At 48.1% G+C, this 11943-nt stretch carries 11 protein-coding genes; 6 read left to right on the top strand and 5 right to left on the bottom strand.

Features of this window, described 5'->3' with window-relative positions; genetic code table 11:
* Position 1 precedes the first annotated feature (1 nt).
* Together leuC and AC3CIC_RS14030 are read right to left on the bottom strand one after the other, a co-directional pair.
* Positions 2–1393 (bottom strand): 3-isopropylmalate dehydratase large subunit, encoded by a 1392-nt coding sequence (gene leuC, locus AC3CIC_RS14025; protein ID WP_488514896.1) that lies wholly within the window; start codon positions 1391–1393, stop codon positions 2–4.
* Positions 1390–2298, bottom strand: a complete 909-nt coding sequence (locus tag AC3CIC_RS14030; RefSeq protein WP_488514897.1) for an alpha/beta fold hydrolase — start codon at positions 2296–2298, stop codon at positions 1390–1392. Before AC3CIC_RS14030 ends, leuC begins: the two co-directional genes overlap by 4 nt.
* A gap of 197 nt (positions 2299–2495) precedes the next feature.
* Here AC3CIC_RS14030 and AC3CIC_RS14035 point away from each other — a divergent pair, with 197 nt between their 5' ends.
* From AC3CIC_RS14035 to AC3CIC_RS14045, 3 genes are read left to right on the top strand one after another with little or no spacing between them, the layout of a single operon-like run.
* Entirely contained in the window at positions 2496–3500 is a 1005-nt protein-coding gene (locus AC3CIC_RS14035; RefSeq protein ID WP_488514898.1) for a DctP family TRAP transporter solute-binding subunit, read from the top strand.
* A gap of 56 nt (positions 3501–3556) precedes the next feature.
* Positions 3557–4222, top strand: a complete 666-nt coding sequence (locus tag AC3CIC_RS14040; protein ID WP_488514899.1) for a TRAP transporter small permease — start codon at positions 3557–3559, stop codon at positions 4220–4222.
* Positions 4222–5586, top strand: coding sequence for a TRAP transporter large permease (locus AC3CIC_RS14045; RefSeq protein ID WP_102396143.1), 1365 nt, complete (start codon positions 4222–4224; stop codon positions 5584–5586). Before AC3CIC_RS14040 ends, AC3CIC_RS14045 begins: the two co-directional genes overlap by 1 nt.
* A gap of 127 nt (positions 5587–5713) precedes the next feature.
* Here AC3CIC_RS14045 and AC3CIC_RS14050 read toward each other — a convergent pair whose 3' ends face one another.
* The 3 genes from AC3CIC_RS14050 to AC3CIC_RS14060 form a co-directional block, all read right to left on the bottom strand.
* A complete protein-coding gene (locus AC3CIC_RS14050; RefSeq protein ID WP_394211614.1) occupies positions 5714–6943 on the bottom strand; it encodes an ammonium transporter in 1230 nt (409 codons plus the stop codon).
* 20 nt (positions 6944–6963) lie between these two features.
* The gene (gene glnK, locus AC3CIC_RS14055) at positions 6964–7302 is read right to left on the bottom strand and encodes a P-II family nitrogen regulator (RefSeq protein WP_002537421.1); all 339 of its coding nucleotides are present in this window, start codon (positions 7300–7302) and stop codon (positions 6964–6966) included.
* 283 nt (positions 7303–7585) lie between these two features.
* Positions 7586–7963: a YacL family protein gene (locus AC3CIC_RS14060; protein WP_016960719.1), complete on the bottom strand. Its 378-nt coding sequence runs from the start codon at positions 7961–7963 to the stop codon at positions 7586–7588.
* Between the two features lie 163 nt (positions 7964–8126).
* Here AC3CIC_RS14060 and AC3CIC_RS14065 point away from each other — a divergent pair, with 163 nt between their 5' ends.
* The 3 genes from AC3CIC_RS14065 (at position 8127) to AC3CIC_RS14075 (ending at position 11894) form a co-directional block, all read left to right on the top strand.
* Positions 8127–9254: a sugar diacid recognition domain-containing protein gene (locus tag AC3CIC_RS14065; protein WP_488514900.1), complete on the top strand. Its 1128-nt coding sequence runs from the start codon at positions 8127–8129 to the stop codon at positions 9252–9254.
* A gap of 118 nt (positions 9255–9372) precedes the next feature.
* Complete coding sequence (locus AC3CIC_RS14070) at positions 9373–10731, top strand: GntP family permease (protein WP_394211619.1); 1359 nt, start codon at positions 9373–9375, stop codon at positions 10729–10731.
* 29 nt (positions 10732–10760) lie between these two features.
* Positions 10761–11894 carry a glycerate kinase gene (locus AC3CIC_RS14075; protein WP_488514901.1) on the top strand — a complete coding sequence of 378 codons (1134 nt, stop codon included), beginning with the start codon at positions 10761–10763 and terminating at the stop codon, positions 11892–11894.
* Positions 11895–11943: the final 49 nt, after the last annotated feature.

The following is an 11943-nucleotide window of genomic DNA, read 5'->3' on the forward strand; positions in this document are numbered from 1 at the left end:
CTCACTCACCCATTTCTTCTAACGTTTTAACATCCACTAAACGCCCTGCAATCGCGGAGGCTGCCACCAAAGCTGGATCCATCAAATGGGTGCGAGCACCGCGCCCTTGCCTGCCTTCAAAGTTTCGGTTGGTGGATGAAGCAATGCGCTCGCCATCTCTGGCGATATCATTGTTCATGGCCAGACACATGGAGCATCCACTTTCTGGTCGCCAGTCAAACCCTGCATCAATGAAGATTTTATCCAAGCCTTCTGTTTCTGCATTAAAACGTGTTAATGCAGAGCCGGGAATAACAATGGCCTCTACACCCTTCGCAACCTTACGTCCTTTAACAACCGCAGCCGCACTGCGAAGGTCTTCAATTCGGCTATTGGTACATGATCCGATAAAGGCGGTATTGATCTCGATATCACTGACCTTCTGACCCGGCGTTAACCCCATATATTCAAGCGCGCGCTTAAGGCCAGCTTTCGCCTTGGGTGTTGGCATATCATCTTCTGTGGGGACAGTTCCACTAACAGAAACAGATTGGTCTGGGCTTGTTCCCCATGTCACCAACGGGGAAATGTCAGAGGCATCAATGGTGACATGTTTGTCAAATTCAGCACCGCAATCAGAAGACCATTCTTCAGAATCATATTTAAGGTTAGCGCCTTGCGGTTTTCCATTGGCTGCCTCATAAGACTTCTCGTCCGCTGCAATCAATGCTGCACGTGCACCTAGTTCTACGGCCATGTTACACACTGTCATCCGACCGGCCATTTCCAAATCACGGATTGCAGCACCTGAAAATTCAACGGCATAGCCATTTGCACCACCAGCACCAATGACTTTCACCACATGCATGATGATATCTTTGCCAGTAACGCCTGGCTGAGTTTCACCAACGATATCTACCCGCATAGTTTTCAATCGCTTGTATCGAAGCGTTTGCGTGGCAAGCACATGTTCCACTTCCGACGTACCAATGCCGAAACCTAGCGCACCGTACGCACCATATGTCGTGGTATGACTGTCACCACAGGCGATAAGCATTCCTGGCGCAACCAACCCTTGCTCAGGAACAACGATATGCTCAATGCCCTGACGAGGATCACCCAGTCCATAAAACGCGATGTCATGGTCTTTACAGTTCTTTTCTAGATTTTCGATCAGCAGTTTTGACGCTTCATCATGATGTTCCCGGCTCTTCGTCGCATTGACATGATCAACAACAGCGAGGTGCGCTTCGGGTTTACGCACACCAATATGTTTGGTAGTGAGTCCCGAAAAGGCTTGTGGGCTGGTGTATTCATTCATAATGTGAAAATCGACATAGACCAGTAAGTCGCCATCGGGCAGTTCACATACGGTATGTGCGTCGACCAGTTTGTCATACAGGGTTTTATTCATTGTGCGATGTCCTTTCGCTCATTTGAAAATTGATTGAAGAAAGAAATGAAACTATCGGCAATCTCTTGGGGCACCTCTTCTGCCATATAATGCGTGGCATCAACGGCGCGACCACTGATGTGAGACGCTCGTTTATCCCAAAGATCCATTGCATCAAAACAACGCTCAATGACGCCATGTTTTGCCCAGAGCACTTCAGTGGGAACACTGAGCTTCCGTCCGTCATCTTCATTGTCATGATCGATATCGATCGTTGCGGCAGCGCGATAATCCTCGCAGCTCGCATGAATTGCTGCAGGGTCATTAAATGCTGCGAGGTATTCAGCCAGTGCTTCAGGTGCAAACGGATTATCCCCACCCGCCTGATTGAAACATTTCAGTTTCCAGAAAGTTTCAGGATCATTTCCGATCAATGTTTCAGGGAAGGGATCACTCTGTGTGAGGAAATACCAATGCCAATATGCCTTAGCAAATTGACTGTCCGCATGGGCATACATTTCCCGTGTTGGCGCAATATCAAGAAGAACCATTGCCTTGACTTTATCTGGGTGATCCAGCGCTAAACGGTGCGCAACCCGAGCCCCACGATCATGGGCACCGACATAAAATTCATCATGCCCCAATTCAACCATGAGCTGCACAATGTCATTGGCCATCGCACGCTTGGAATACGTCAGGTGTTGATCATCAGTCTCTGGTTTGTCCGAGCGCCCGTAGCCGCGAAGGTCTGGGCAAATAACCTGATAAAAGTCAGAGAGAAGAGGAGCAACCAAGTGCCACATTGCAGAGGTTTGCGGATAACCATGCAGCAAAACCAATGGGGGGGCAGATTTCAGTCCTCCCCGACGCACAAATAGTCGGACGTCTGCTGTATTTACATATTCTTCCGTGAAGCCATCAAACATATTTTTGCCTTTGTTACTATCTTCGACACTAACAACAATAACAAAACTATAGGTGGTTATTATTCGTAATAACTGAACAGTTTAAACGACTTAACGTTCTCTCTCCCTGTTGCTACTTTTGAGATGTCTCCAAACAGAATCCGGCCTCTGACCTAGAGGCCAACGTTGATTGTTGAGAAATGACCAGGGAGGTCAAAATGAAAAGAACATTTATCTTCGCACTCGTCGCAGGTACGCTTTCTTTAGGTGCAACAGACGCATTTGCAGAATGTGACAGTGGCGAAACTGTCATTAAATTCTCACACGTAACCAACACAGACCGTCACCCAAAAGGCATCACAGCGTCCTTGTTAGAAAAGCGTGTCAATGAAGAAATGAACGGCATAGCCTGCATGAAGGTCTTTCCGAATTCTACCTTGGTCAATGACGACAAAGTATTGGAAGCGCTCTTGCAAGGTGACGTCCAGCTTGCTGCCCCCTCTCTTTCAAAGTTTGAAAAATTCACAAAAAAATTCCGCATCTTTGATCTGCCATTCATGTTTAAGAACATTGAGGCAGTGGATGAGTTTCAATCCTCTGAAACGGGTCAAAAGCTCAAAGACAGCATGCAACGCCGTGGTCTTCAGGGGCTAACATTCTGGCACAACGGCATGAAACAGATGTCAGCGAATAAACCGCTTATCACCCCCACAGATGCTGACGGCCTAAAATTCCGTGTTATGTCATCTGACGTGCTAGTCGCACAAATGAAAGCTATCGGGGGATCTCCTCAGAAAATGGCGTTCTCTGAAGTGTATGGCGCCCTTCAACAAGGCGTGGTTGATGGTCAGGAGAACTCTTGGTCAAACATCTACGGTAAGAAATTTTTTGAAGTGCAAGATGGCATCACTGAAACCAACCATGGCGTTCTCGACTACCTCGTTGTGGCATCCGTTGACTGGTTAGATAGCCTTGATGAAGGAACGCGCGTTCAGTTCTTGCAAATCCTGCAGGAAGTCACCGACCAACGGAATTCTGAGAGCTTTAAAGTCAACCAAGCTGCCCGCCAGCACGTGTTGAATACCGGAGAAGAAGTCCGTCAGCTGACTGAGGCGCAACGCCAAGAATGGGTCGATACCATGAAGCCAGTTTGGACACAATTTGCAAAAGACGTTGGTCAGGACAGTATTGATACCGCCCAACAAATCAACGCCAAATATTAGTCTTCGATTTAAGGGGGAGTCCTAGGACTCCCCCTGTCTTTTTCAGGAGTACTGTGATGAAAACAGAATCCAGTTTTACAGACGTTGTCGAAGAAAAAGTTATCGCTGGCATTTTAGGTCTAATGACAGCACTGACGTTCGCCAATGTTATTGCACGATATGTATTTAATTCGAATATCTTGTGGGCCCTAGAGCTCACAGTCTTTCTCTTCGCCTGGTTAGTTCTGCTTGGCGCATCTTACGCCGTCAAAAAAGGGGCACACCTTGGCGTCGATGTTCTCATCAATTTATTCCCCGAAAAAGTAAGAAGAGCACTGGGTCTGTTTGCTGCATTTACCTGTATTGGTTTTGCCTTTTTGCTCTTGAAGGGCAGTTGGGATTATTGGGCTAACTTTGCCAACTTACCCGCTACTGAGGGGCGCTGGTTCCCCACAGGGTTTGAAGATAAATTCAGAGAAAAAGGGTGGTATGAAGTGAATGACATTCCCATGCCGGAAACCTTTGCATGGTTGGCCGACATTTTCAATGAAGGCGAACCCTATGAAAAAATCCCACGCTTTATTCCTTACTTGATATTACCTCTTTCCATGCTTCTCCTCTTGGTGCGCTTTTGCCAGGCATTTTGGATGATCTGGACGGGTAAAACGGACCGCATTATTGCGAGCCATGAAGTGGAAGATGAACTTGAAGAAATTCGCGAACAAGTGGGGAAAGCAGACTAATGGACGTCGCATTACTATTTATTTTGATAATTGGGCTTCTGCTTGTCGGTGTACCGATCGCCGTCTCACTGGGAATGTCCTCAATTCTGTTCCTGCTCTGGTTTTCAGACAGCTCGCTGGCCTCTGTTGGGCAAACACTGTTTTCGGCCTTTGAAGGCCATTACACCCTTCTAGCAATCCCATTCTTTATTCTCGCCTCGTCCTTTATGACGACAGGGGGCGTTGCCCAACGCATTATCCGCTTCTCTATCGCCTGTGTGGGTCATTTGCCAGGTGGTCTAGCCATTGCGGGTGTTTTTGCCTGTATGTTGTTTGCTGCACTTTCAGGTTCATCGCCTTCTACCGTTGTTGCCATTGGCTCCATTGTGATTGTTGCGATGCGTCAGGTGGGTTATTCAAAAGACTTTGCTGCTGGCGTTATCTGCAACGCGGGGACATTGGGTATTTTGATCCCGCCTTCCATCGTCATGGTTGTTTATGCCGCGTCAGTGGAGGTGTCAGTTGGCCGTATGTTCTTGGCAGGTGTTATTCCTGGATTGTTAGCGGGTTTCATGTTGATGCTCACCATTTACGTGATTGCCAAAGTGAAAGACCTTCCAAAAGGAGAATGGAAGGGTTGGAAAGAAGTTTTTGATTCAGCACGAGAAGCGGGGTGGGGCTTATTCCTGATCGTTATCATTCTCGGTGGTATCTATGGCGGTATTTTCACCCCAACAGAAGCCGCAGCCGTTGCTGCAGTTTATGCCTATTTCATCGCGACGTTCATTTATAAAGATATGGGGCCATTGGCTGAAAGCGGTGACAGTGTCTGGAAGAAACCACAGACCTTAATCACGGCCCTTTTCCACAAAGACACACAAAAAACGCTGTTTGAAGGTGGCAAGCTGGCAGTGACATTGCTTTTCGTCATTGCGAACGCGCTGATCCTGAAGCATGTGCTGACGGATGAGCAAATCCCACAACAGATAGCGGAGTCAATGTTATCTGCAGGGTTTGGTCCGGTTGTCTTTCTCATTGTTGTCAACGTGATCCTGTTGATTGGTGGTCAGTTTATGGAACCGTCAGGCTTGCTGGTTATCGTTGCCCCCTTGGTGTTCCCTATCGCGATTCAACTGGGGATTGACCCCATTCACCTTGGCATCATCATGGTCGTGAACATGGAAATCGGAATGATTACGCCCCCGGTTGGGCTCAACATATTTGTGACCTCAGGGGTGGCAGGTATGCCGATGATGCGGGTCGTGAAGGCATCGCTTCCATTCTTGGCAGTCTTGTTCGTCTTCCTCATCATGGTCACCTATATCCCATGGCTTTCAACCTTCCTACCCAACACGTTTATGGGGCCAGAAATTGTCACACAGTGATATCGTTTATCGGATCGTGGAAGGCGTACATTAGCAAATAGTGTGCAACGTCAACCAAATGAAGCACAAACAAAAAAAGCCCCACACCGCTAGGATGTGAGGCTTTTTGCTCGGTTATTTGTACGATTTATCTCACGCTGACGAACTCAGGGTAAGCATCCACACCACAATCGTGGAAGTCCATGCCTTCAAGCTCTTCTTCCTCAGTGACACGAATACCCATGGTGGCTTTCAGTACAGCCCAGACCACGAGGCTTGCACCAAATACCCAAGCGAAGATAACTGCCGCACCGAACAACTGTGCACCAAACGATGCATCTGCATTGCTGAATGGCACGACCATCAGACCGAACAAACCACACGTACCGTGCACTGAAATTGCACCCACTGGATCATCAATCTTCACTTTATCTAGGCCAACGATACTGATAACAACCAATGCGCCTGCTAAGCCACCGATAACCAAGGCCGCAACTGGCGATGGTGACAATGGGTCAGCAGTGATGGCGACTAAGCCCGCCAAGGCGCCATTCAGAACCATGGTCAAGTCAGCTTTGCCCCACGTTGCTTTACAGACACCCAGCGCAACCAAAGCACCTGTCGCTGCCGCAGCATTGGTGTTCAAGAAAATTTGACCCACCGCTGTCGCGTTTTCAAAATCTGAAATCATCAGCTGTGAGCCGCCGTTAAAGCCGAACCAACCGAACCACAGGATAAAGGTACCCAAGGTTGCCAATGGCAGGTTTGAGCCTTGAATTGGATATATTTGACCGTTCTTACCGTATTTACCTTTACGAGCACCTAGCAGCAACACACCCGCCAATGCGGCAGAAGCACCTGCCATGTGAACGATGCCTGAGCCAGCGAAATCGCTAAAGCCTGCTTCTGACAAGAAGCCACCGCCCCATGTCCAGTAACCTTCCATTGGGTAAATAAAGGCAGTCAGAACCACTGAGAAAACCAGGAAAGCCCACAGTTTCATGCGCTCAGCAACCGCGCCAGAAACCACAGACATTGCCGTTGCAACGAAGACAACTTGGAAGAAGAAGTCAGAAGCCAGAGAGTGATCCGCGCCTTCGCTTTGTACGCCAATCAACATGCCTAATGACGGCAACCAGCCACCTTCAGAGTTATCGACATACATGATGTTGTAGCCCACCAAAAGGTAAGTGGTACAGGCAATCGCATACAAACACACGTTTTTCGTTAATATTTCAGTGGTATTTTTTGAACGCACCAAGCCCGCTTCTAACATGGCAAAGCCTGCGGCCATCCACATCACCAGCGCACCAGAAATCAAGAAGAAAAAGGTATCGAGTGCGTAACGCAACTCTGTCACAGTGGTTGATAATTCCATTTTCAGTACTCCCTTAAACCTTAAATTGCTTCCGCATCCATCTCGCCAGTACGAATACGTACCGCTTGCTGGAGGTCATAAACAAAAATCTTTCCATCACCAATCTTGCCGGTCTGCGCCGCCTTGCTGATCGCTTCGATAATTTCGTCCACGTTTTCACTGTGCGCTGCAATTTCCAGCTTCACTTTTGGCAGAAAATCGACCTGATATTCTGCGCCGCGATACAGCTCTGTGTGACCTTTTTGACGACCAAAGCCTTTCACTTCAGATACCGTCATTCCATCCACGCCGACTTCGGCGAGTGCTTCACGCACGTCATCGAGCTTAAATGGCTTGATAATCGCATTGATAAGTTTCATTCCCGTCTCCTTGAAGAACCGTATTTAAGATGTTCTGTACAAATACATAACAAATCACGTGCCAGTTTTTATTATCATTAAAATACAATAACTTAACCAAGAATTAGATTGATCGGTAATTCATTTCGCACTAACTTGGTGCAGAGGGTTCACTAATTTCATGCAGAGAATGGCGTGCGGGGAATAGATGCACCAATACGTGGCGAAGAGAAAAGCAGACAAGGATTAGAAAGGAAGTTGGGCATACAGCAGCAGCGCGCTGTATTACCCTTAAATCATAGTGTTAGCGACCGTATCGACGAATAAAGTCTTGCCATGCCTCTAGCACCAAAAGGAGATCTTCTGGTCCGCAAACAGACACGCTTTCTTCTTCATAGGTATGAAAATCATGCTCTGGCATTTCTTCATCGTGGTTTTCCAGCATTGCATTGGCTTGCACCACGGCTTCTTCTTGTGTCAGCTGCAACAAAAATACCTTACCCGGGCGATCCCACTCGCCACCATGATTTATGACACGGTTAAGGTTTTCCAAAACCCTATCAATTTCAGCGTGATCTGTTGCCAGCTCATCAATGAGCCAACGTCCTAGCGCTTCATGTCCCATAGAGAGAGTGACATGAAAGCTGTCGTCTAAAGTATTGCGTCGAAATTCGTAATCCACAGGGTGTGCTCCTCAAAATAGCGCGCTCATTGTTTCGATTTAGCGGAAAAATGCAATCGGATTATTGAACCGCAACCTTCACATTATCGATACGCAACCCGCCACTATTTCTCATTGCGAGGTAAGGTAAACGCCATACTTTCCGAAATTCTCCTAGCTATCAATGAAGATTACCTCACAGATTGCACATGCCATTGTCCAACGGGCGATAAAGATCATAAATAACGCGCTAAACGTTATGGATGAACGTGGCTACATCATTGCGTCTACCGACCCTTCCCGTTTGCATCAACGTCACGAGGGGGCCATTTTGGCCATGTCTGAGCGCCGAATTATTGAAATCACCAAAGACATGCAACACAACATGCATGGCGTTAAGCCGGGCGTTAACCTTCCGATCTTCTTCAAAGAAGAAGCCATCGGTGTGATTGGCATATCGGGGCACTTGGATGATGTTCGACAGTATGGTGAGCTCGTGCGTATGGCAGCTGAAATGACCGTCGAGCATGCTTATGAACTAGAACAATTGCAGTGGAGTGAGATCCGCAAAGAAGAATTAGTTCTCCAATGGCTTCAATACGAACCAGACGCCCAACGATTAAGTGCTATTGCGGCTCGATTACACATCGATCTTCATCAACCATTTGGTGTTGCGCTTTGCCATCATCAACTGACCGTTGATCAGCGCCAGTTAGCAAAAACGCTACTGAAAGAAAATGACCAGATGCTCAAAGCCGGATTCAACGATGCACTTCTGGTCTTTCTTGTTCCTCTGCAAGGAAAGAAGCAAGAGTCGATTGATCGATTCTGGAAAAAACAGCAAGAGAGACTGGTGAAGCAATCAGAGGCGACAGCATTATGCCGATGGGTATTCAGCCAACCCGCCTACTCTCCGCAAGATGTGTCGGCTGAGTTTAGTGCAAGCTGTTCACTGCTCAACGGCTTGCCCAAGGAAATTATGCTTGCTCACACAGAGCAACACCGTTTTTTAGCATTGCTAAACCCAGTGTCAGAGCAGTGGCAGCAACATTACGTACTAGCGACAATCCAGCCACTGCTGGACAAAGGTGAGCCTTTAAGCAGAACCCTCGTGTCTTGGTTCGAAAATAACTGTGATATTGGAAAAACCGCTTTGGCTCTTTTTGTTCACCCTAACACTGTCCGCTATCGATTACGTACCGCAGAGGAGTGCACCGGTTTGAAACTCAGCCACTTTCAAGATAGAGCCATTCTGTACGCAACACTCATGATCAAGCCTTCATCACAATGGATTGTATCAATGAACAAATAGAAACTGTTTTGATCGCTATTTATTGTCAAACCATACATAGAATTACACTTAGCAGACCCTCAAAATACACACGATAACAACAAGAACAACTATCTTACCCCTACAAGGAGAACTCTAGATGGAACTCGTTATCGTGCTCATCGTGGCCATAGCCTTTGTTGTGCTATCCACTTCAATGTTCAAAATCCACCCGTTTCTGGCGCTATTAGGCGCTGCTTTTTTAACAGCATTATTGTCAGGGTTGCCGCTCGGCGACATCGCGAAAACCATCAGTGGTGGTTTTGGCGGAATACTGGGTTATATCGGACTTGTTATCATGCTGGGTACCATCATAGGTACCATATTGGAGCGCTCTGGTGCGGCCATTACCATGGCTGATACCATCATTAAGTTGCTGGGCGAACGCTTTCCTCACCTCACCATGTCGCTCATTGGCTATCTCGTTTCTATCCCCGTTTTCTGCGATTCTGGTTATGTCATTCTCAACTCATTGAAACGCTCTTTGACAAAACGGATGAACGTTTCAGCGGTCGGAATGAGCGTTGCATTAGCAACAGGGCTTTATGCCACACACACTTTCGTTCCACCTACACCAGGCCCTATTGCAGCAGCAGGTAATCTAGGGCTGACCAACAACCTCGGCTTGGTTATCGGTGTTGGTCTTTTTGTTTCCGCGATCACGGCACTTGCGGGTCTTGCATGGGCCAACTTCGCCGCCAAACGCTATGAGTGCGGTGAAGATGATGAGGTCATGGAAAACTATGAAGAACTAAAAGCGCGCTATGGTGTGTTGCCAACAGCAACACAGGCGTTTTCTCCTATCTTGATCCCCATCCTGCTTATTTGTTTGGGTTCAGTGGCTAACTACCCAAGTGCTCCACTTGGCGACGGTTCGTTTAAAGAAATTCTCGCATTCCTTGGCTCACCACTTAACGCCTTGGTTATCGGCCTCTTCCTTGCACTTCCATTGATTAAAACCAATGAAGAGAATCCAAGTAAAGGCGCAGCGCTGACCGCACAAGTCAATGAAGCCATCAAAACAGCGGCACCTATTTTGCTCATCACAGGTGCTGGCGGCGCGTTTGGTGCAGTATTGAAAGCAACGGGTGTGGGCCCACAACTGGGTGAAACCCTTTCAACATTTGGCATTGGTTTGTTCATGCCGTTCATTGTCGCTGCTGCATTAAAAACGGCGCAGGGTTCGTCCACCGTGGCGCTTGTCACCACCTCGGCACTTGTCGCACCAATGCTGGGCGATCTAGGGCTAGCCTCAGAAATGGGGCGCGTGCTGACCGTAATGGCAATTGGTGCGGGTGCGATGACCGTTTCTCACGCCAATGACAGCTTCTTCTGGGTTGTGACCCAATTCAGCAAAATGTCAGTCAGTACCGCTTACCGCGCGCAGACTGCCGCAACCTTAGTACAAGGTATAACGGGTATCATCACCGTGTATCTTCTTAGCCTCGTCTTTCTGTAATAGTGATTAAATCGAGCTGGAGCCGATAAATGCGAATTGTTATTGCCCCTGATTCTTACAAAGAAAGTCTTTCAGCCATGGATGTTGCGACAGCCATTGAGTGCGGATTCCGACGCGTGATGAAAGATGTAGAGATCGTTAAGCTACCGATGGCAGACGGCGGTGAAGGCACGGTTCAATCTCTAGTTGATGCAACAGACGGTCACATCGTCGATGTGACCGTCACAGACCCTTTAGGCCTACCTGCTGACGGCTTCTTTGGTTTACTCGGTACTGGCGAGACTGCCGTGATCGAAATGGCCGCGGCTTCCGGCCTACATTTAGTGCCCTCTGCTCAGCGTAATCCACTCCAAACCACCAGCTATGGTACGGGCGAGCTAATCAAAGCCGCACTGGACCATGGTGCAAAACACTTGATCGTCGGCATTGGCGGCAGCGCCACTAATGATGGTGGTGCAGGTATGGCACAAGCATTGGGTGTAAAACTGCTAGACAACGATGGTCATGCCATCGGTTATGGCGGTGGCGCACTGGCCAATCTACATACCATCGACATGACAGAAATAGACCCACGCCTTGCCAACGTAAAGCTGGAAGTAGCCTGTGACGTTGATAACCCACTGTGTGGTGAAAAAGGTGCATCTGCGGTGTTTGGCCCTCAAAAAGGCGCAACACCGGAGATGGTAAGCACCTTGGACAGCAACCTCGCACACTACGCAGAGATCATGAAAACTCAGCTCAACAGCGATGTGAAAAACCGTGCTGGCGCAGGTGCTGCAGGTGGCATGGGCGCAGCATTGCTGGGGATCTTCAACGCCGATCTTCGACCGGGTATTAATATCGTCATGGATGCCGTGGATTTGTCAGCACACGTTAAAGATGCCGATCTCGTGATCACGGGTGAAGGCCGTATCGACAGCCAGACCATTCACGGTAAAACGCCGATTGGCGTCGCTCGCTGTGCCAAGCAATTTGGCGTGCCCGTTATCGGTATTGCAGGCAGTATTACCCAAGACAGCGTGGTGGTTTACGATCATGGCATAGATGCCCTATTCAGCGTGGTCTCAGGCGCATGCACGTTGGAAGAAGCACTGGCTAACGCAAAAGAAAATGTCGAACTGACGGCAGAGAACGTGGCGAGAATGATAAAAATAAGGTGCTAGGAAGGGCAGGTCCTAATCCCTAGGAAAAGTTTTAGAGCAATGAGAAATC

The sequence above is a fragment of the Enterovibrio sp. QJM3NY_24 genome, from assembly GCF_057786035.1.